Annotated in this window: 17 protein-coding genes and 1 tRNA gene; 16 read left to right on the top strand and 2 right to left on the bottom strand. The window is 60.0% G+C overall.

Features of this window, described 5'->3' with window-relative positions; all coding sequences use genetic code 11:
* Positions 1 to 106: 106 nt before the first annotated feature.
* Positions 107 to 200 (bottom strand) — tRNA-Sec (locus DDIC_RS09320).
* Positions 201 to 531: 331 nt separating this feature from the next.
* On the opposite strand from DDIC_RS09320, the gene ftsH reads away from it, so the two are divergent.
* The 16 genes from ftsH (at position 532) to DDIC_RS09400 (ending at position 19,941) form a co-directional block, all read left to right on the top strand.
* Positions 532 to 2,517 carry an ATP-dependent zinc metalloprotease FtsH gene (ftsH, locus tag DDIC_RS09325; protein ID WP_136400183.1) on the top strand — a complete coding sequence of 662 codons (1,986 nt, stop codon included), beginning with the start codon at positions 532 to 534 and terminating at the stop codon, positions 2,515 to 2,517.
* Positions 2,507 to 3,385 carry a dihydropteroate synthase gene (gene folP / locus DDIC_RS09330; RefSeq protein ID WP_247647441.1) on the top strand — a complete coding sequence of 293 codons (879 nt, stop codon included), beginning with the start codon at positions 2,507 to 2,509 and terminating at the stop codon, positions 3,383 to 3,385. The genes ftsH and folP overlap by 11 nt, the downstream gene beginning before the upstream one ends.
* Positions 3,386 to 3,498: 113 nt before the next feature.
* Entirely contained in the window at positions 3,499 to 4,758 is a 1,260-nt protein-coding gene (locus DDIC_RS09335) for a GGDEF domain-containing protein (protein WP_168732520.1), read from the top strand.
* Between the two features lie 185 nt (positions 4,759 to 4,943).
* Positions 4,944 to 5,678, top strand: coding sequence for a diadenylate cyclase CdaA (cdaA, locus tag DDIC_RS09340; protein WP_136400185.1), 735 nt, complete (start codon positions 4,944 to 4,946; stop codon positions 5,676 to 5,678).
* Positions 5,665 to 6,597 (top strand): CdaR family protein, encoded by a 933-nt coding sequence (locus DDIC_RS09345; RefSeq protein WP_136400186.1) that lies wholly within the window; start codon positions 5,665 to 5,667, stop codon positions 6,595 to 6,597. The genes cdaA and DDIC_RS09345 overlap by 14 nt, the downstream gene beginning before the upstream one ends.
* 161 nt (positions 6,598 to 6,758) lie before the next feature.
* Complete coding sequence (gene glmM / locus DDIC_RS09350) at positions 6,759 to 8,111, top strand: phosphoglucosamine mutase (protein WP_136400187.1); 1,353 nt, start codon at positions 6,759 to 6,761, stop codon at positions 8,109 to 8,111.
* Positions 8,112 to 8,247: 136 nt separating this feature from the next.
* On the top strand, positions 8,248 to 9,120 hold the full coding sequence (gene galU / locus DDIC_RS09355; RefSeq protein ID WP_136400188.1) for a UTP--glucose-1-phosphate uridylyltransferase GalU: 873 nt from the start codon (positions 8,248 to 8,250) through the stop codon (positions 9,118 to 9,120).
* A 91-nt stretch (positions 9,121 to 9,211) separates the two neighbouring features.
* The gene (gene priA, locus DDIC_RS09360) at positions 9,212 to 11,590 is read left to right on the top strand and encodes a replication restart helicase PriA (protein ID WP_136400189.1); all 2,379 of its coding nucleotides are present in this window, start codon (positions 9,212 to 9,214) and stop codon (positions 11,588 to 11,590) included.
* 126 nt (positions 11,591 to 11,716) lie between these two features.
* Positions 11,717 to 12,997, top strand: coding sequence for an OmpP1/FadL family transporter (locus DDIC_RS09365; protein WP_136400190.1), 1,281 nt, complete (start codon positions 11,717 to 11,719; stop codon positions 12,995 to 12,997).
* A 295-nt stretch (positions 12,998 to 13,292) separates the two neighbouring features.
* Complete coding sequence (locus DDIC_RS09370) at positions 13,293 to 13,970, top strand: outer membrane protein (RefSeq protein ID WP_136400191.1); 678 nt, start codon at positions 13,293 to 13,295, stop codon at positions 13,968 to 13,970.
* A gap of 815 nt (positions 13,971 to 14,785) precedes the next feature.
* Complete coding sequence (locus tag DDIC_RS09375) at positions 14,786 to 16,336, top strand: DnaA ATPase domain-containing protein (protein ID WP_136400192.1); 1,551 nt, start codon at positions 14,786 to 14,788, stop codon at positions 16,334 to 16,336.
* A gap of 255 nt (positions 16,337 to 16,591) precedes the next feature.
* On the top strand, positions 16,592 to 17,344 hold the full coding sequence (locus DDIC_RS09380; RefSeq protein WP_136400193.1) for a molybdenum ABC transporter ATP-binding protein: 753 nt from the start codon (positions 16,592 to 16,594) through the stop codon (positions 17,342 to 17,344).
* On the top strand, positions 17,322 to 18,089 hold the full coding sequence (gene modA / locus DDIC_RS09385) for a molybdate ABC transporter substrate-binding protein (protein WP_136400194.1): 768 nt from the start codon (positions 17,322 to 17,324) through the stop codon (positions 18,087 to 18,089). Before DDIC_RS09380 ends, modA begins: the two co-directional genes overlap by 23 nt.
* Positions 18,076 to 18,774 (top strand): molybdate ABC transporter permease subunit, encoded by a 699-nt coding sequence (locus DDIC_RS09390; RefSeq protein ID WP_136400195.1) that lies wholly within the window; start codon positions 18,076 to 18,078, stop codon positions 18,772 to 18,774. The genes modA and DDIC_RS09390 overlap by 14 nt, the downstream gene beginning before the upstream one ends.
* Positions 18,775 to 18,843: 69 nt before the next feature.
* A complete protein-coding gene (gene modD, locus DDIC_RS09395) occupies positions 18,844 to 19,719 on the top strand; it encodes a ModD protein (RefSeq protein WP_136400196.1) in 876 nt (291 codons plus the stop codon).
* 15 nt (positions 19,720 to 19,734) lie between these two features.
* On the top strand, positions 19,735 to 19,941 hold the full coding sequence (locus DDIC_RS09400) for a 2-hydroxymuconate tautomerase family protein (protein WP_136400197.1): 207 nt from the start codon (positions 19,735 to 19,737) through the stop codon (positions 19,939 to 19,941).
* 103 nt (positions 19,942 to 20,044) lie between these two features.
* Here the strand turns inward: DDIC_RS09400 and DDIC_RS09405 are convergent, their stop codons facing one another.
* Positions 20,045 to 20,869, bottom strand: coding sequence for a nitroreductase family protein (locus DDIC_RS09405; RefSeq protein WP_136400198.1), 825 nt, complete (start codon positions 20,867 to 20,869; stop codon positions 20,045 to 20,047).
* Between the last annotated feature and the right edge of the window lie 505 nt (positions 20,870 to 21,374).

Genomic DNA, 21,374 nt, shown 5'->3' on the forward strand with positions numbered 1-21,374 from the left:
TGACAACAGGCTGGCCCCTAACTGAACAGCGCCGACGCGCGCGGCAAAAAAAGCCCCGGACAAGCCGGGAAAAAATATGCCCGCAGGCAAACATACTGTTATGTAATGGCGGAGACGTATAGGGGTCGAACCTACCACAGACCGCAAGGCCTGCCACCGGTTTTGAAGACCGGGCGCCACACCGGTGACGAAACGTCTCCGCATGGGCGCACCATAGGGTAAAAGCCCGCCGCCCGCAAGGGGGCGCGAGCAGCCGCCTGGCGCCGCAGGGCGCTGAAAGCCGCAGGGGGCGGGCTGCGCCGGGCCAACAGGCAACACTGACTCTTGCACGGTTATTGCTCCATTGCCAATCACATTTTGTGCATTATATTGAACAAGGCAGGCTCAGCCGAAACGCCTGCAACAATGGGCCGCAAATGCTTACGAACATTTGACACCGCCCGCATGCAGGTAGTATTTTGGTAGCTGTGCTGGCCATATATCCGGCCTGGCCGTGCGCCCCCGCGCGCGGAAAACGTAACGGAGGCAGTGTTGAATCAGATAAGTCGCAACCTGATGCTATGGGCAATAATTGTCCTGGCGATGGTCATGCTTTTCAATATGTTCCAGCAGCCGCAGGGGATAACCCAGCGGGTGCCCTACTCGGATTTTCTCAGTCAGGTGGACAACGGGCAGCTTTTGTCCGTGACCATTCAGGGCCATACGCTTACCGGCAGAACCTCTGACGGCAAGACTGTGCAATCGTATGCACCGCAGGATCTCGGTCTGGTAAACCGCCTTATTGAAAAAAAGGTCGAGGTAAAGGCCGAACCGCCTGAAGAGCAACCCTGGTATATGACCCTGCTGGTTTCGTGGTTTCCCATGCTGCTGCTCGTGGGCGTGTGGATTTTCTTTATGCGCCAGATGCAGGGGGGCGGCGGCAAGGCCATGAGCTTTGGCCGCTCGCGCGCGCGCCTGCTCAATCAGGACAGCGCCCGCGTTACCTTTGCCGACGTGGCCGGCGTTGACGAAGCCAAGGACGAACTGTCGGAAGTGGTGGAATTTCTTTCCAACCCCAAAAAGTTTACGCGTCTTGGCGGGCGCATCCCCAAGGGCGTGCTGCTCGTGGGCCCTCCCGGCACGGGTAAAACCCTGCTGGCGCGAGCCGTTGCGGGCGAGGCCGGGGTTCCCTTCTTTTCCATCTCCGGCTCTGATTTTGTTGAAATGTTTGTGGGCGTGGGCGCTTCGCGCGTGCGCGACCTCTTTGTGCAGGGCAAAAAAAACGCTCCCTGCCTCATATTTATTGACGAAATTGACGCTGTTGGCCGCCAGCGCGGCGCTGGCCTCGGCGGCGGACATGACGAACGCGAGCAGACTCTGAACCAGCTGCTGGTGGAAATGGACGGCTTTGAAAGCAACGAGGGCGTTATCCTTATTGCCGCCACCAACCGCCCCGACGTTCTTGACCCTGCCCTGCTGCGCCCTGGCCGCTTTGACCGTCAGGTTATGGTTCCCACGCCCGACCTGCGCGGCCGCCGCCGTATCCTTGAAGTGCACACCAAGCGTACGCCCCTTGCTGGCGACGTGGATCTGGAAGTGCTGGCTCGCGGTACACCGGGCTTCTCCGGCGCGGATCTGGAAAATCTGGTCAACGAGGCTGCCCTTCAGGCCGCCAAGCTCAATCAGGACCGTCTGGACATGCGCGACTTCGAGTATGCCAAGGACAAAGTTCTCATGGGTCGCGAGCGCCGCAGTCTTATCCTCTCCGAGGAAGAAAAGCGCATCACCGCCTACCATGAAGGCGGCCACGCTCTTGCGGCCCGCCTGTTGCCCGGCTCAGACCCTGTGCACAAGGTCACCATCATCCCGCGTGGCCGTGCCCTGGGCGTTACCATGCAGCTGCCGGAAGAAGACCGCCACGGCTACTCCCGCACGTTCCTGCGCAACAACCTTGTGGTGCTGCTGGGCGGTCGCGTGGCGGAAGAAATCATTTTTGAAGACATAACCACCGGCGCTTCCAACGACATCGAGCGTGTCACCCGCATGGCCCGCAAGATGGTGTGCGAATGGGGCATGAGCGAAGCCGTGGGCACGCTTGCCATCGGCGAAACCGGTGAAGAAGTATTTATCGGCCGCGAGTGGGTGCAGAATAAAAACTTCAGCGAAGACACCGCCCGTCTGGTCGACTCGGAAGTAAAGCGCATTGTGGAAGACGCGCACAGCCGCTGCCGCAAGCTGCTTGAGGAAAACCTTGACGCCCTGCACCGCATTGCCAAGGCCCTGCTTGACCGCGAGACCATCACGGGCAATGACCTTGAGCTGCTGATGAACAACCAGGAGCTGCCCCCCATGGACAGCAACGGAAAGCCAGCGACCACCAACGCCAAGGCCTCCAAAACCGCCAAACCCGGAGCGGACTTTGTCATTGAGCCCGACACCGACGCTCAGGTGGAAAAGCAACCCGACGGCGCAGCTTCTGACTCTACTGCCGGTTCAACAGAAACTGGCCGGAACAGCAGTAACGAAAATGACCGATAGCAATTGCCACGTCTCTCCTTGCGGGAGCGCAGGCTGGCATATTCTTGGGGGGCGGGCGTTAAAGACGCCCTCCCCCTTTGGCGTTATGGGCATAGTAAACCTGACGCCCGACTCCTTTTATGACGGCGGCCGCCACAACGGCCCCTTGCCCGGCATCAGCCATGCCCTGTCCCTGCTTGATCAGGGAGCGGACATTCTTGACCTTGGGGCGGAATCGTCCCGCCCAGGCGCCGCCGAGCTGCCGCCCCAGCAGGAAACGGAACGTCTGCTGCCGATCCTCGCCGGGTTGCGTCGCGCCGCTCCCGGAGCCGTGGTCTCCGTCGACACCTATCATGCAGCCACCGCAGCAACCGTGCTGAACATGGGGGCGGCCATCATCAACGATATTTCCGCCTGCGCCTTTGACCCGGCGCTGCTGGACGTGCTCGTGCAGTACAAACCCGGTTATGTGCTCATGCACAGTCAGGGGCGACCGCAAACCATGCAGCACAACCCGCAGTACACCGATGTGCGCCGCGAGGTGCTGCAGTTTTTTGAGCGCGAGATGTCGCGCCTGGTGCGAGCCGGGCTGCCGGAAAACCGCATAATTCTTGACCCCGGCATAGGCTTTGGCAAAACGCTTGAGCACAACCTTGCCCTGCTGGCACATCCCCAAGACTGGCTCTCCCTTGGGCGGCCCGTGCTTATGGCGCTTTCCATGAAATCCGTTTTTGGCGGCCTTCTGGGCCTGCCGCCGCAGCAGCGGGGTCTGGCCACCGCCACCGCCACCGCCATACTGCGCGAAAAGGGTATTTACTGGCATAGGGTGCATGATGTGGCGGCCGCCCGCCAGGCCATGACTGTGGCCATGGCGTTGCGGGCCTGCTGAATATCAACCGTCAACCTAGCGAGCCTGTCTGAATGGTGCGTTTTTTTACAACTCGCCCTTTTTTCGGCATCTTGCTGTTGACGCTGACAGTAAACCTACTATTGACTTGGGTTTTGGTCGACCGCAAACAGCAGGTCGAACGGGTCAAGCTTGAAAGCATCGCCCGAGCGCAGCGCGATGCTCTGCACAACGATCTGCACCGCCTTGTCTACAAGGTTGAAACGCTCGGCGCTCTTGCCGTGGACCCTGACGGCCATGTTGTGGAATTTGAGCGCGTGGCTGCCGCCCTGCGCGACGACAGCATCGTTCAGGCCTTTGCGCTGGCCCCCGACGGCATCATCAATGCGGTGTTTCCCTGCGACCCGGCAAACAGCATGCTTGTGGGACAGGACATGCTTTCCGACAGCCTTGGCAGCAACGAGGCCGTCAAGGCGCGCCACGCGCCCCGGCTTACCCTGGCCGGTCCGGTAACCCTGCCGGACGGGGGGTCAGCCCTTGTGGGGCGCTTGTCCCTGTATCTCAACGATGGGCAGGGCCACGCCAGATACTGGGGCACGGCCGCCATTTTTTTGCGCTTTCCCGAGGTGCTGGCCGCCTCCGACCTCTATTTGCTCGGCAACATGAACATGGCCTTTGGTCTGTGGCGCGCCTGCACCCAACCCGACAAAAAGCGCCTGATCGCCGGCAACATCGAGTCAGAAAGCGGGCCTGTCAGCATCGAAGTGCCGATAAACATCCTCAACGCCAGATGGTTCATCCGTGTTGCTTCAAACGAGGCTTGGTACACCTCGCTTGAGACATGGCTTTATGTGGCCCTGAGCATACTTCTGAGCCTGTTTCTCTCTGGTCTTGTGCAGCGAAACCATGACCTCACCGGCATCCGCACCTATCTTGAAGCAATCGCCTATCGTGACCCCCTTACAGGGGCGCTTAACAGGCGAGGACTGTTTGACGAGCTGCAGCGCCGTATAACCTCTGCGGCAAAAAGTAAATTCGTATTATATTACATTGACTTAAATAATTTTAAAGCCATCAATGACACCTATGGACATGAGGCCGGTGACCGAGTATTGCAACTCTTCACAGAGGTCGTGCGCGCGCACGCCCATCTGACCCATGTATTGGGGCGCATCGGGGGCGACGAGTTTATACTTCTGCTCAGCGGCCCCCCGGTTTCGCAACGCGACGAGGTCGCCTTTGACTGCATGCGCAAGGCTCTTGCCAATGGGTTGCCCTCGCAGAAGATTCCCGGCCCCATTACGTTCAGCATGGGACGGGCCGTATACCCTGACGATGCCCAAACAGCGGACGCCCTGCTCTCCTGTGCGGACGCCGCCATGTACCAGGAAAAGGAACGCGCAAAAAACGGCTGAGGCAGACGGACCCGCTAAACGCGGCTCTGCTCCGCACGGGATGCTCGCCCGAGCCGCCGCCTGACAAATGGAGAACATCGCTGCGCATCACTACGCATGCATGTTGCCCTGCGCTGGCATGTTGCAGTGACACCCCAGACTGTGCGCTGCGGTTGCCCGATACACATTGCTGCAAGGAACACACCGTGTTTGACCATATTGCCATAGACTGGCGCGACATTATGGACATCGCCGTGGTCAGCATCCTGCTGTACCAGGTCATCCAGATGTTGCGCGGTTCGCGGGCGCTGACAGTCCTTACGGGGCTGGGCCTGCTGACGCTGCTGTACTTTTTTTCAAACGCCCTGGGGCTCTACACCCTCACATGGCTGCTGCAGCACATCTTTAGCTCACTGTTCATCCTCATTGTGGTTATCTTTCAGGCCGACATCCGTCAGGCCCTGGGCGAGATGGGCGCACGCCCGATATTTCGACGTTCCAAGCTCAAAAACGTCGGCGTGGAAGAAGTGGTGACCGCCTGCGTCGAGATGGCCCGCCTGCGTGTGGGCGCGCTGATTGTTATCGAACGCAGCATGCGCCTTGGCGACATGATCAAACGCGAGGGTGTTCGCGTTGACGCGCAACTGTCGCGTCAGCTGCTCATGAATATCTTTTACCCCAAGGCTCCTCTGCACGACGGCGCGGTGGTTATCAGCCGAGGCAGAATAACCGCTGCCGCCTGCATACTGCCCCTGGCGGAAGCAAAAGGGCAGAATTTTGGCACACGGCATCGCGCGGCCCTGGGCATTGCCCGTGAAAGCGACGCCGTGGTGATTGTTGTTTCTGAAGAACGGGGCGAAATTTCCCTGGCGCTCAAGGGCGAGCTTATGCGGGCCCTTGACGCTGCACGTCTCAGGCAGGTGCTTGATGAAATCCTCTGATCCCTCTCGCCGCCCGCCGCATCTGCTTTCCATGCTGCTGGCGGTGTTCATAGCCGTGAGCATGTGGTACATGGTCAGCGTGCGCGACCGGCTGGAAGCGCAGATCGAAGTAAACCTGGATTATTTTGGCATTCCCGCCAATCTGGTGGTGACGGACGGTCTCATCAACAAGGCTGTTGTGCGCCTGCGCGGGCCGGAAACCCTGCTGCGCTCGGTTACGCAGCGCAAGATCATTCAGGCCGTCGACCTGTCTACCATCAAAAAAGGCACCACGGTCGTGCCCCTGTCGGCAGAGCATCTGGGGGCGGGGTTTCGAGCGTTTGAACTCATCGACGTGCAACCGCCCCGTATTGTGGTCAAGGCCGACAACCTTCAGGAGCGCAGCGTACCCGTGCGGGCCGTGGTCGATTCGCCCCTGCGCGGCGGCGCCCTGACCGTGGAAAACGTCAGCGTGACCCCGGCTACGGTGGCGTTGCGCGGGCCGGAGTCTGTCGTTACGGCCATATCAAGCGTGCCCCTGACCATCATGCTTGACCCCAAGGCCGCAGGCACAACCGTGCACCAGACCATCACCCTGGACACTCCGGGCATGGTCACGGCCAACCCGCCTTCGGTCAAGGTGCAGTACACCATCACCAGCGGCAGAACAGTGGTGTCGCGCCGCTGCAAGGTTGAGCTCGCCAAGGAAAACAGGCCCTTCTTTACCGTGGAGCCCGATGAAATCGCAGTTCTGGTAGAGGTGCCCGACGCACTGGCCAAAAACAGCCATTATCTGGGCGAGATGGACGTTTCGCTCATCACCCCCGATATTCCGCCTGGTGAGAGCGTCAAGGTGCCCCTGCGCTTTAAGCTGCCGGAGGGCATGACTCTCTTGAACCCCGTTACAGAAGAAGTTACGGTAACAAGAAAAAAGAAATAGATTGTCACCTCGCGGCAGGGGCATTACGGTCCCGCCCGATGGCTGCAAACTGCCGTTGCGCCCTGTGGCGATTACTGCGGCACAAAAACAAAGCGCTGCCCCGGCACCTTGATGCAAGCGTGAAAGCGCAGCGTGAACGCATACTCAGGCAAGGAGATTTCATGGCTGAGCGTCTTTTTGGCACAGACGGGCTGCGCGGCACGGTCAATACCGCCCCCATGACCGTGGATGTGGCCCTGCGGCTTGGTCTGGCGGCGGGCGTGCGCTTTCGGCGCGGCGACCACCAGCACAAGGTGGTTATCGGCAAGGATACGCGCCTTTCGGGCTACATGTTTGAATCAGCGCTTACCGCTGGCCTGTGCGCCGCAGGCATGCACGTCATCACGACCGGCCCCCTGCCCACACCGGCCATATCCTTTCTGACCCGCAGCATGCGGGCTGACCTTGGCGTGGTTATCTCCGCCTCGCACAACCCCTTTCATGACAACGGCATAAAATTTTTTGACGCCGAGGGGTACAAGCTGCCCGACATGACGGAAGACGAAATCTCCGCCATGGTGCTTGATGCCGACTTCAAGTGGCCTTACCCCGAAGCGCGCGGCGTGGGCCGCGCCATCAAGATTGAAGACGCCGGGGGCCGCTACATCGTCTACACCAAAAGCTGCTTCCCCACGCAGCTGACGCTCTCGGGGCTGCGCATCGTGGTTGACTGCGCCAACGGGGCCAGCTACAAGGTTGCCCCTCTGGCCCTTGAAGAGCTCGGCGCCGAGGTGTTTCGCATCGGCACCACCCCCGACGGAACCAACATCAACGAGCACTGCGGCTCGCTCTACCCCGAGCTGGTGGCGGCCAAGGTGCGCGAGGTGCGGGCCGACGTGGGCCTGGCGCTGGACGGCGACGCCGACCGACTCATCGTGGTGGACGAGCATGGCAACATCATCGACGGCGACCAGCTCATGGCCATGTGCGCTCAGGCCATGATGGCCCGGGGCGAGTTGCCGGGCAACCTGCTGGTGGCCACGGCCATGAGCAATATGGCCCTGGAAATTTTTATGAAAGATCACGGCGGTTCGCTGCTGCGCACCAAGGTGGGCGACCGCTACGTCATGGAAGCCATGCGGCGCGAAGGTGCAATGCTGGGCGGCGAGCAGTCGGGGCACCTTATTTTCCACAAGTACAGCACCACCGGCGACGGGCTGCTGGCTGCCCTGCAGATACTGCGCATCATGCGCGAAAAGGACAAACCCCTCTCTGAGCTGGCAGGCAGGCTCCAACCCTTTCCGCAAAAGCTCATCAACGTGCGTGTGGAAAAACGGCTGCCCTTTGAAGAGCGCCCCGCCATTGGCGAAGCCGTCGCCAAGGTCGAGGTGGAGCTGGCCGGTCGCGGCAGGGTGCTGCTGCGATACTCTGGCACAGAATCCCTCTGCCGCGTCATGGTAGAGGGCGAAAACCCCGACAAAGTCAAAACCTTTGCCGAGGACCTCGCTGTTGTGGTAGAACGAGAGTTGCGCTGATTTTGTCCCAAGGATGCCCTGGCGACACCGGATATCTTGACAGGCGGGCATGTTGCAGAATTGACGTAGCCCGTTTAGTGCGTGCAACGGCTTGACGCCAGTCCAAATTGATTTGTCTCCCCCTTTGGAGGTATGCATGAAGAATATTCGTAAAGTTGTTATTCCCGTGGCCGGTTGGGGAACCCGCTCCTTGCCTGCGACCAAGAATATTCCCAAGGAAATGCTGCCCATCTACAACAAGCCCGTCATTCAGTACGTGGTTGAAGAGGCCCAGCGCGCCAATATCGAAGACGTGATCTTTGTCACCAACCGCGACAAGACCGTCATCGAAGACCACTTTGACTACAACCTCCAGCTTGAGGGCGTGCTTGAACGCGCCGGCAAGCTGGACAAGCTGGCCGAGGTGCGCAAGGTGGCCGAGATGGTCAACATCATGTCCGTGCGCCAAAAACGCCAGCTGGGCCTTGGGCATGCGGTGCTGTGCGCCCGTGAGCTGGTGCGCGACGATCCCTTTGCCATCATGGTGGGCGACGACCTCATGTTTGGCGGCGCGCCCGGCATCGGCCAGCTTATTGAAGTGGCCATGGCGGAAAAAATGCCGGTCATCGGCGTTATGGAAGTGCCGTGGGAGAAGGTCAGCCGTTACGGCATCATCGACGGCGACGAGGTGACCCCCGGCGTGTTCCGCGTTAAAAGCATGGTGGAAAAACCCGCCCGCGAGGACGCCCCCTCGCGCATGGCCATTGTTGGCCGCTATGTGCTTACGCCCGACATTTTTGACTACCTTGAAAAAGTCGAACCGGGGCACGGCGGCGAAATACAGCTCACCGACGCCCTTCAGGCCATGGCCCAGGAAAAGGGCATGATGGCCGTGCGCATGTCCGGCATGCGCTTTGACGCGGGCGACTGGGCCGAGTTTCTCACCGCCAACATCTACTTTGCACTGCAGGATGAAGAACTGCGCTACGATCTGCTGAAGCTGCTCAAAAACTTTGTGCAGTTTCACTAGAGCCAGCCGAGCATAACCAGATCCCCAAAGCCTCCTCCGGTTCGCCGGAGGAGGCTTGCCATTGGGGCCGTATTGCGTAACTCTGCCCCATATGTACGCCACAGTCGCCCTGCTCACCCCGCCTTACGCCAGTCTTACCTATCTGCTGCCGTCCGAATTTCCCGCTGACTTCTGGCAGCCGGGCCTGCGCGTGGCCGTGCCGCTGGGCAGGGGCGAACGCGCCGCCCTGCGAGCGGCCGTGCTGCTGCGCCTTAGCCCCACAGCCGACATCCCCGAAGGCGTTGACTGCAAAGAACTTGGCTGGCCGCTGGAAAACGCCCCCCTGCTCTCACTGGGGCTGCTGGAGCTGGCCGAAGATCTGGCCCGGCGTCAGGGCCTGCATCCCGGTCATATTCTGGGGCACGTACTGCCGCAGGGGCTGCGGCTGGCCCGGGCGCGGCTGCGCAGCATCAAGGCCGGTCAGGCCACGGCATGGACGCTGGCCCGCATCCGCGAGGCCACGCCAGCGCAACGTCAGGAACTGGCCCAGGCCCTGTGCGACGGGCAAGCCCGCCTGCTGCCGCCGGGAACAGACGCCGCCAGTCAGGAATTTTGCCTGCTGCAGGTCGATCCCCCCTGGCCGGTGCGGCCCTCGGCCAAACGGCAGATTGAAATTCTGGAGTATCTGCACCAGCACGGCAGCGTCAGCCGCAGGCGGCTTGCGCAGACGCTGGGTCAGGCTGTCGCTCCGGCTCTGCACGCGCTGCTGGAGGCAGGGCATGTCAATCTTTGCCGCGACAACGGGCTGGACGACGACAGCATCGACGCGACCGAGCAAAGCCTGCTGCCGCCGCCCCCCCCGCCGTTTACGCTCAACGACGACCAGGCGGCCGCGCTTGAGAGCATGCTGCAGGCCCTGCAAACCGACGAGGCAGCCTCGCGCCTGCTGTTTGGCGTGACCGGCAGCGGCAAGACCGCTGTGTATCTTGAGCTGGCCAAGGCCTGCCTGGCGGCGGGCAAAAGCATACTGCTGCTGGCCCCTGAGGTGGCGCTGGCCCATAAGCTGCGCCGCGATGCCACATGCGCCCTGCCAGACGCCCCGCTCTTTTTTTACCACGGCTACCAGTCGCCCGCACGCCGCGAGGCCACATTTAGACAGCTGGCCCAAACCGGCACGCCCTGCGTTGTTGTGGGTACGCGTTCCGCCCTTTTTTTGCCTGTGCCGCATCTGGCGTGCATTGTGCTCGACGAAGAGCACGACGGGTCTTTCAAGCAGGATGAAAGTCTGGCCTACCAGGCCAAGGAAGTAGCCTGGTTCAGAATCGCCCAGACCAGGGGCCTGCTGGTGCTGGGCTCCGCAACGCCCGACCTCAAAACATTCTACGCCGCCGAAAACGGCCATCTGCCCATGCTGCGGCTGCCGCGCCGCGTGGGAGGGCGAGATCTGCCCCCGGTGGAACTTGTGGACATAAGCTCCCTTTCGCCCGCCGCAACCAGTATGGACGGCCTGCTGGCCCCCCAGAGCGAGGAAGCCCTGCGCGAAACCATCTCGCGCGGCGAGCAGGCCGTGGTGCTGCTCAACAGGCGCGGCTACGCCCCATTGATGTACTGCCTCGACTGCAACCGCACCCTGCGTTGCCCCCATTGCGAAATCGGCCTCACCTACCACAAGGGGCTGGAAAAACTCGTCTGCCATTACTGCGGCTACAGCCGGCCCTTTCCCTCGCCATGCCCGGAATGCGGCGGCATGAATTTTTTGCCCATGGGCGAGGGGACTGAACGGCTGGCCGAGCGGCTGAGCGTGCTGGCGGGCGGCCAGGTGCTGCGGCTCGATCGGGACAGCACCCGACGCCCCGGCAGGATGGAAGAAATCCTCGCAGCGTTTTCGCGTCAGGAGGCCCCCATCCTTGTGGGCACGCAAATGCTCTCCAAGGGACATCACTTTCCGCTTGTGACCCTTGCGGTGATCGCCGACGCCGACCTTGGCCTCAACCTGCCCGACTACAGGGCAGCGGAGCGTACCTTTCAGCTGCTTGTGCAGTCCGCCGGGCGGGCGGGCCGGGGTGAAAAACCCGGCCGCGTGCTCATCCAGACGCGCGACGTCAGCCACTACTGCTGGCAGTATGTGCGCACCGCCGACTATGAGGGCTTTTATCAGGCCGAGCTTGCGCGCCGCAAGCTGCGCCGCTACCCGCCCTTTGTGCGTCTGGCGCTTATCCGCATTTCATACGGTATCACCGAGCAGGCAGGGCCCGCCGCGCTGGGCGATCTGGCGCACGCCCTGCGGGGCAAGGCTACGGAACTGGGCGTGCAGCTGCTGGGCCCGGCCCCTGCGCCGCTTGCCCTCCTTAGAGGACGTAAACGATTTACATGCCTGGTAAAAGGGCAGGAATGGCAAGCTATCCGCTCGCTGTATTTTTTTGCCCTGGCGCAAAAGGCTTCGAAACACCTGAGACTTTTTCTTGACCTTGATCCAATAAATATGTTGTGACAGCCCATTACTGTTGCCGAGGGCGGCCCAACAGCCGCGCCTGTCCGCGTGGCACGCAACTATTCCAGCAGGAAAGCATGCCGGATGGGCTGTCGTGCGCTTTTTTTGCAGCTTAGGGAGGATTTGATGAAGGTTTTTCGTGCTGTATGGCTGGCGCTGGCCCTTGTGGCGTGCTGCGCTCCCGTGGCCTGGGGTGAAGGTTTTGCTCTCAACGAATGGAGCGCCAGAGGCCTTTCCCTGGCTGGCGGCATGGTTGGCCGTGCCGATGACGTTTCCGCCATTGCCTATAACGCAGCAGGCATTACCCAGCTACCCGGCACGCACCTGATGGGCGGCTTTGCCCTGATCAGCCCCGCAGGCGGCATCACCACCCAGTCTGGCGGCCGCGAAACCGACACCTATACCAAGCCCGCGCTCTGGAATGCCCCGCACGCCTATGCCAGCCATCAGCTGAGCGACAACGCCTGGATCGGTCTGGGCGTTTTTTCGCGCTTCGGCCTGGGCAACAGTTATGCAGGCGACTGGGCGGGCAAGTCCAATGTCTATGATATCGGCGTGCAGACCATCTCCTTTGTGCCCACGCTGGCCATCAAATTCAACGATACATTTTCCGCTTCTGTGGGCGTGGAAGCCATGAACGCCCACATGTACATGGGCAATAAAATCTATACTGTTCCTCCTTCCAACCCCGGCAGCCCTTTTTACAACGACATGCAGCTTGAGGGCAACGGATGGGGCTACGGCGCCCACCTCGGCCTGCACATGCGCCTCAACGACCAATGGTCGGTGGGCCTCTCGTACAAGAGCCAGGTGACCATGAACATCAACGGCGATGTGGAGTTTGCCAACAATGGCGGAAACCTGGCCGCCCGCACGCTGCATTTGCCCCAGGCCGTTGACTGTTCAGCCAACACGGTGCTGCAGCTGCCCGACTCCGCCGCGCTGGGCGTTGCCTACAAGCCGCTGGACAACCTGAGCTTTGAACTGGGTGCGGTGTGGACCCGCTGGTCGACCTACAACGCCCTGAACATCTATATGGACAACGGCTACAGCTCCATCAACAACAAGGAATGGCGCGACGGCTGGAACTTTAACGCCAGCGTGGAATACAAGCCCCTTGACTGGTGGGCCCTGCGCGCGGGTTTTGCCTATGAGACCCCGGTTGTCAACGAACGGCACGCCGACTTCATGATCCCCACCAACGGCCGCCAGATGCTGAGCCTTGGTACTGGCTTTAATTGGGACAACTGGACCGTTGACCTTGCCTACGCCCACCTGTGGATCAACTCGCTTGACTACGGCACAACCGACGCTGCCGGTATCTCTGGTTCTGCAGGCATCACCGGTGGCAACTCCAAGGATGTTTCCGCAAATATATATATGCTTTCAGTTGGTTACACGTTCTAAAAACAGAGTTGCCCCTGGTCTGCCAGCTGTAATTCTCCATTACGCCTGACGGTTGCAATACCGAAAAGGACCTTGCCCGGCTGTTTTATCCAGACAGCCGGGTTTTCTTTTTAAAGGGCACAACGTCCAGCCTTGCCCGACACAACAGAAGTAACACAAACGTCATGCAGCAAGACTGCATCAAATATACATTACAGGTACTTGCAATATAGAAAAAATATTGACATTTTCTAATGATTGTTTCAACTTTAAAGCTGCCTTCATTTTTTGAAGGAAAGTACCTAGGAGGACTGTCATGAAACGCTTTATTCTTGCGTTGGCGCTGGTGCTGAGCTTGGCACTGCCCAACATTGCCGCTGCCGAGGGCAACGGTATGTATCTGGCCCCCAAATTTTTGATGAGCTTTCAAAACTCTGGCCAAATTGAACGCTCCCGCGCTCTGGCCGGGTCGGGCGTAGACCAGTACAGCCAGTTCACCCTTGGTGGCGCTCTGGCCCTGGGTTACGACTTCTGGCCCCAACAGATGCTGCCCCTGCGTGCCGAACTTGAATTCGCCATGCGCGGCAACAACGAAAAAACCTGGAGCGACGGCGGAGCCCTCGTCAATCAGGTCAAAGGCACCTGGAACAGCTCGACCCTGTTTGCCAACCTGTTCTGGGACTTCCACAACGATTCCATCATGACCCCGTACGTGGGCGCCGGTCTTGGCATGGCCTTCAACTACGCTGGCTATGACTTTACCGACAATGCCGGCAACAAGTTCTCCGGCGACGAACGCGTCACCAACTTTGCCTGGAACGCGGGCGCCGGTGTTGCCTTTAACATCAACGACCACTTCGCCATCGACGCGGGCTACCGCTTTGTGAGCCTTGGCTACAACGATGTGAGCGTCACCTCTGGCGGCAACAAGTACGACGTGGGCAACCGCCCCTATAACAACGAATTCATGCTCGGCCTGCGCTACGGCTTCTAGCCGCAGCCTGATCCTGCGCCAGACAAAAGCAGCAGTGCATCCCTGCCAGGGGATGCGCAAGCGTGTGGGCGTGATTGCCTTGTTGTAAAACACAGTTATCTTGCACTGCGTCCAGCACGAACAAAAACCCCGGCCTTTGGCCGGGGTTTTTGCGTTGCGGGCCTGTCGCGACGCCCCCGGCGTAATACATAAAACAGGGCTTGCCCGCCAACGCGCAAGCTAAACTGCAAACGTTCCACAGCAGACCAGCCCGATAGAGAGCCTCCGAGTCAGACAGAATGGACCGACTATAGCCAAGCCCTCTCAAAATCCATAGTCCGGTCAGGCCGCGCCCCCAAGAGGCAACGCAATGCCCGTCCGCCCCATTTACGCTGTCTGCACAGCTGCTTGGAACTTTCTGGATTTTCTTTAAATTCAGCATGTTTTGAGAATCATGTTCACTAATGACAGCTGACGCGACCCGCAGACAGGGTCGAAAATTTCTTTTTCCCTCTTGACAATCTGCCTGACCGTGCAGTGCGCATGCTTTGGCATACCTATATTAAAAAACAAAGAATAAATGAGGAAAATTGAGTAAATTAAAATTCTTTTTGTTGAAAACTTTTTTTGGCATTGTGGAAAATATGACATGAAGGCAAAAAAGCCTTGCAGCCTAAGGATATCCCCCTAGGGGGCTGCAAGCCGCATACTCAAAAAAATTCGATATTCAAGCATATTAGGCACAAATTGGCTTGGGGATAAGAAATTGGCTCCCTGCCTTAAACAGCTCGTAATCCTCAATTGCCCCAAAATCTTATTTTGGGCTATAAGGCGGCATGCGCGAACAATGGTCAGAAATTTCTGAAAATCTCAAGAAAATGCTACATTCCGGCGTTTTCAAGGTCTGGATTGCACCCCTGCAGGCACAAGTGCACGCTGGGGGGCTTCTGCTCACCGCGCCCAATGCCTTTGTGGCCAGCTGGCTTGAAGGCAAGATGCTCCCCACCCTGCGCGAAGCCGCAGCCCCGGTCTTGGGGCTTGCCCCCGCCTCTGTTGACGTGCGCATCACTTTCGCCGCCGACGCCGTACAGGCCCAGGCAAACGCAAACGCCCAGGGTTCACCTGGGCAATACGGCATGCAGCCCCAATTTTCCAGCGCGGTGCGCACCGCCGACGACAGCATGGGCCACGACGAGACCGCTTCGCTGGCGCACGCTTCTTCAGTGCTGAGTTCGGCTTTTTCGGGCCTCACGGCAAACGGCGGCGCGTCCGCCAGCCAGCAAGAAACAACAGCGCTCACTGCCCCTGCCCGCGTGCAGGTGCAGGGCACGCTGCCCATCAGCAGCGCCCCGGCCTACCGGCTGGCCACCAACTGGCGTTATTCTTTTGCCGACTTTGTTGTTGGCCCCAGCAACAATATGGCCGTTGCGGCCGCCCAGGACGTAAGCCGCAGCAGCGGCTGCGTGCGTACCCTCTTTATGAATTCCGCTCCGGGTCTGGGCAAGACCCATCTGGCCCAGGCTGTGGGCCGCGCCATTGCCGAAGAACGCAGCGGAGCGCGCGTGGGCTACCTGACAGCAGAGGACTTTGCCACGCGCTTTGTGGCCGCCTTGCGCAGCCACGACATTGAAAATTTCAAGACCCGCTTCCGTGACCTTGACGTGCTGCTGCTTGAAGACGTGCACTTTTTGCAGGGCAAGGAAAAAATGCAGGACATGGCTCTGGCCGTTGTCAAAAATCTGCAGGCCAAGGGCGGCAGGGTCATCTTTACCTCGTCATTTTCGCCGCGCGAACTGCAACGGGTGGACAGCCAGCTGGTTTCGCATTTTTGTTCCGGTATCCTCACCGACATTGGCCGTCCCAACGAGGACATGCGCCGCCACATTCTTGAGCGCAAGGCCAGGAGCTTTCAGGTTTTGCTGCCCGACTCGGTGTGCGAGCTGCTGGCCTGCCGCCTGGACGGAGACGTGCGCCAGATGGAATCGTGCCTGAACAGCCTTATTTTCAAGGCGCGTCTGCTCAATTGCGGACTTAACCTTGATCTGGCCATGGAAGTGCTCAGCCAGTACACCGAGATTTCGTGCGGCCCGGACCTGCAGACCATTGTGCGCCTTGTATGCGAGAGTTACGGCCTCGACGAGCGCCAGCTCAACTCGCGCTCGCGTCGCAAGGAGTGCGTGCTGGGCCGCAACACAGTGTACTATCTGGCGCGCAAGCACACAGAACTCACTCTTGAGGAAATCGGCGGCAAGTTCAACCGCCGCCATTCCACGGTTATCAAGGGTATTACCAGCGTGGAACGCGAGCTTTCAAAAGAAACCAGCCTTGGCCGCCAGATCGCCAGAGCGGTAAAACTTATCGAACGTAACGCGGGCATGGGCGCGTAAGCGCCCGTGGGCCTGCAGCCCTCCCTGCCCCCGTATCTCCGCATTTTCCCCGTTTTCGCCCATTCGCAGCCGTTGCCGCCTGCAACGGCCCCGTCCCCTTGCGGTCTTGCGTCTGCCACATCACGCTTTTTGCGTAAACCGTGTATTCATTGATACATACCAGTGCGCCCCGTATGCTCTCAAACAGGTAGAGCTTGACGCTGCCGCCGCGTGATGCGGCCTGCAGAACCGCTGTTGCGTAGTCAGGACCGGGGCATGCTTGAAGTAAACATCAGACAAAAGCACGGCAATTTTGAGCTGCGGCTGGGTTTTCACCTGACCGAGTGCGGCATTGCCGTTATTTTTGGCCCTTCCGGATCTGGCAAAACAAGCCTCATCAACTGCATTGCCGGGCTTGAAACTCCCGATGCGGGCCATATCGCCTGCCACGGCGCGACCTGCTTTGATGCCGAACAGGGCATCAACCTGCCGCCGGAAAAAAGACGCCTTGGCTACGTCTTTCAGGATGCCCGTCTGTTTCCGCACCTCTCCGTACGCGACAATCTGCGTTTTGGCATGCGTTTTAACGCCGAGCCGCGCCTTGATGCCGCGCCGGGCGTTGACGATGTCGCCGACCTGCTCGACATAGGCCCCCTTTTGCACCGCCGCCCCGCGCACCTCTCGGGCGGCGAAAAGCAGCGCGTCGCCATTGGGCGCGCCCTGCTCTGCAGGCCCCGCCTGGTGCTCATGGACGAGCCGCTGTCGTCGCTGGACATGAACCTCAAGGAGGGGCTTACGACCTACATTGCGCGTATACCCCGCCAATGGCATGTGCCGGTGCTCTATGTTACCCACTCGCCCGAAGAAGCCCTGGCCCTTGGCGACAGCATGCTGCTGTTGCAGCATGGCCGTCTAGAGGCCCAGGGCGAGGTTGACGTCACACTGGGCAAGGCCCGCCAGGTGGGCCTGTTGCCCTACTCACCCCTTAGTCTGTCAGGAGCCCAGCATGAAGCCTCTTACCGTGCATGACCGGTTTTGCCTGTTGGTCGCGCTGGCCGCGTTCAGTCTGTTTTTTGCTCAGGCGGCCTGCGCTGGCGGGCCTTCGATCACCACGGGGCTGGGCTACAAGCCCATGGTGCAGCAGCTGTGCGCGGCCTACGCGCAGCAGACGGGCACGCACCCTACCGAGATGTACAGCGGCAACATCGGGCAGATCATTGAACAGGCCAGGGCTGGCAGCGGCGTCAGCATTATTGTTTCTGAAAAAGCTTCGCTGCAGGAATCCGGTCTGCCTTTTGCCGAATTTCACCCCCTTGGCGAAGCCGTGCTCGTACTGGCCTGGCGCAAGGGCCTGCACCTTGCCTCGCCGCAGGATCTCAGCAAGCCGGAATTTGCCAAAATCGGCTATCCGGACGCCAAGGCGGCCATCTATGGCCGGGCGGCAGTGGCTTTCATGAAGGGAAACAATCTTCTGGAACCGCTCAAGGACAAGCTCTCCATGCTTTCAACCGTTCCGCAGGTGTTTTCATACCTTGTTTCGGGCGATCTTGACGCCGCTTTTGTCAATGAGGCCGTGGCCCGCAAGCAGGGCGACGGCGTCGGCGGCTGGATGGAAGTGCACGAGGGCTACACGCCGCTGCTGCTGGTGGCGGGCGTTGTGGCCGGGCAGGAAAACAACGCCGATGTGCGGGCTTTTTTGCAGTTTTTAACAACGCCCGAAGCCCAGCGCATTCTTGCGGGCAACGGCCTGCGCCCGGCCCATGCCGCTAAATGAGCTGTGGCGCGCCCTGTGCGCGCCTGAAGTCAGCTTTTCCGTGCTGCTGACCCTGCGGGTCTGCGCCGCCTGCCTTGCCCTGCATGCCCTTACGGCCATACCCCTTGCCCGTCTGGGCATGGCCAAAAATCCCTGTCTGCGGCGGGTGGTCAATTTTGTCATCACCCTGCCGCTGGTTTTTCCGCCCATGGCCATGGGTTTTTTGCTGCTCATGTTCTTTGGCCGCAACGGCTGGGGCGGCATGGCCCTGCAGCAGACCTTTGGCGTCAGCCTTGTTTTTTCGCAGGGGGGCATCATCCTGGCCGCATGGCTGGCAGGGCTGCCCCTGGTCGTCAAGCCCGTACAGACGGCCCTGGTCAACCCCGAGCTTTTGCGCTTTGAGCAGGCGGCGCGCGTCTGCGGCGCATCGCCACGCAGCTGCTTTTTTCTTGTGACGCTTCCGCTTATCCGCCACGGGCTGGGCGCGGGCCTGCTGCTGGGCATCACGCGGGCCATGGGCGAGGTGGGCATCAGCCTGATGCTGGGCGGCAACATTGCCGGGCGCACCAATACACTCTCACTTGAAGTTTTCAACGCCGTCTCCACCGGCGAATTTCAACGGGCGGCCATGCTCTGCGCCGTACTGGCGATCATCAGTCTTTTGCTGTACCTTGGCATTGAATGGTGTCAAAAACGATCGTTTTAGGGCACGCGGCACTGAGGGGCTTTTGCGCGTCAGTGCCAAACCTGCCCCGACATTTATCAGGAGCGCGGCATGCACTTTCACTGTCCCGACAGCTGGCTGGACACACTGCTGGCAGACGACTGCCCCGGCCTTGACCTTACTGTCGAACTGCTTGGCATCGGTGCGTCGGAGGGCGTCATGCGGCTTGCCCCCAAGGCGGATTGCGTGATCAGCGGCGTTGAGCAGGCGGAGTTGCTCATGCGCAGGGGGGGCCTTGACGTCAGCCGCACCGCCGCCAATGGCGACAGGTTGCAGGCCGGGCAGCAATGCATCGAGGCCAGGGGCAAGGCCGCAAATCTGCACCGCTGCTGGAAGCTCGGCCAGACCCTTATGGAATACATGACCGGCATCGCCACCCGCAGCGCCCGCATGGTCGACCAGGCCTGCTCTGTAAACCCCGACGTACGCGTCGCCGTTACGCGCAAGAACTTTCCCGGCGCAAAGACCATCTGCCTTGAGGCCGCCATGAACGGCGGCGCAACGGTTCATCGCCAGAACCTCTCGGACAGCATCCTTGTCTTTGAGCAACACAGGGTTTTTTTGCCGGGTACGGCGCAGACCTCGCTGCGCAGCCTGGCGGCCATGATGGACAAACTGCGCGCACGAGCGCCCGAGCATAAAATCAGTGCCGAGGTCGATTCGCTCGAGCAGGCGCTGCTTGTGGCAGAAGCAGGCATCGATATTGTGCAGTGCGAAAAATTCGCCTATGAGACGCTGGCCGAAACCGTCGGCGCGCTACGCTCTGTGCGTGAAGACATTGTTATACTGGCGGCGGGCGGCATTAACGGCGACAACGCCGCCCAGTTTGCGGCAACCGGTGTTGACGTGCTGGTCACGAGCTGGCCTTTTTTTGGCAAACCGGCGGATATCAAGGTTGTAATGGAAAAAGCGCCCACCGAGTCATAACTTGCGGAGCAAACCATGCCTTTTATCAATATCAAGGTCACCGGCGGGGCCGAAGCCCCCACCGCAGAGCAGAAAGAAGAACTCATCAAGGGCGCTACGGAGCTTTTACAGCGGGTGCTGAACAAAAACCCCGCCACCACAGTTGTTATTATTGAAGAAGTTGCCACGGACAACTGGGGCATCGGCGGCGAAAGCATCACCAAAAGGCGGCGCAAGCAGTAGCCGCCCCTGTTGGCCGTATGGTCAGCGCAAAAAGGCCAGACGACAAGACGGCAGCCCAGGCATCAACCCGGGCTGCCGTCTGTGCATACGGTTGCCGTTGCGCCTACAGCCAGCTCACATCCAGAGCCTTGCGCGGCGGCCTGAAGTGAGGCGCAAGCAGGGGAAAGCCCATCATCTGCACCGCGTAGACCTGCTCGTGCGCCTGCAGGCCCGCAAAGGCATGCAGGTCGTGCGCCTCGGGATGCCCCAGCGCAAAGGTGACATAGCCGCCCCAACAACAGCCCACATGGTGAGCATGGGCCACCAGCTCAAGATAGGCAGCCGCAATGGCTGCGTCGGCCGGGGCCCAGTGCCCCTTGGGGGCAACAATCAGCGCCAGCTGCGGGGCATTGCGGCATATGACGTCGTAGCCGGCTTCCCAGGTGCGCACCAGGCTCTCGGCATGCGCGGCTCGGGCAGTTTCCGGATCCACTTGCGGCAGTTTGCGCATCCAGTCGATTACCAGCGCCGCCAGTTTTGCCGTCTTTTCACGAGATTCAAGCACCACCCAGCGCAGCTGCTGCGAATTTTTTGCCGTAGGCGCAAAGCGGGCCACGTCAAGAATGCGCGTCAGCAGGTCGCGCGGCACGGATTTGTCCTTGAACGTGCGGACCGAGCGGCGTGAAAAAACGAGTTCTTCGACCTGTTCGGCGCTCGGCATGAGCTGCCGCCGCAAAGGCTGGTTGTCTTGCGCGCGCATGCCTGGCGCAGAACAGGCATTGGCCGGGCAAAAGGCCATGCACTGGCCGCAGCCAATGCACACGCGGGCCTTGTGCGCCGACATGGAGGGGAATTCGCCCACCTTGGCGTCAATAATCTGAATTGGGCAAACCCTGGCGCAAATACCATCCTTGCGGCACAGGCTTGTATCAACGGTAAATGGATTCATACGCTCCTTGGCGCTAAAACGCGGGGTCAAAGCTGCAAACAGTAGCGCTGCGGCATGGGAGCCGCAGCGCGGAAATTTATGTGCTCACGTGGCGGCACGCGCCGCCCTGCTCCAACCAATACGGCATGCAGCTGTAAAAGGCAAAATCTGGTGCGCGCACGCGCCTTGCTGCCCGCCACGCCTTGCCCATAGCTGGCGCAACAGCGCCCGCAACCGACGCCCAACCACGGCTGGCTGAACAATCAAACACACTGCGCGTTGAGCTCCATTCTGCTGATTTCAACAGTTAAAATACTCTATTCATTGTGCAAGTCGCTTGAGAATAAATTCTCACCCCTGGGCATTGCCATCTAGAAACTTGTTTTTTTACACCAATATGTTATTGTAGACAACATTCTTGTTGTGGAAAGTTTCTATATGTTGCCTAAAACTCTACCAAAATGGCAACATCCATGCTTCATCATTGCCGTTCAGCAGGTCAGAACCATAATAATTTCTTTAAACC

This window comes from Desulfovibrio desulfuricans (genome assembly GCF_004801255.1).
Taxonomy (GTDB): Bacteria; Desulfobacterota; Desulfovibrionia; order Desulfovibrionales; family Desulfovibrionaceae; genus Desulfovibrio; species Desulfovibrio desulfuricans_C.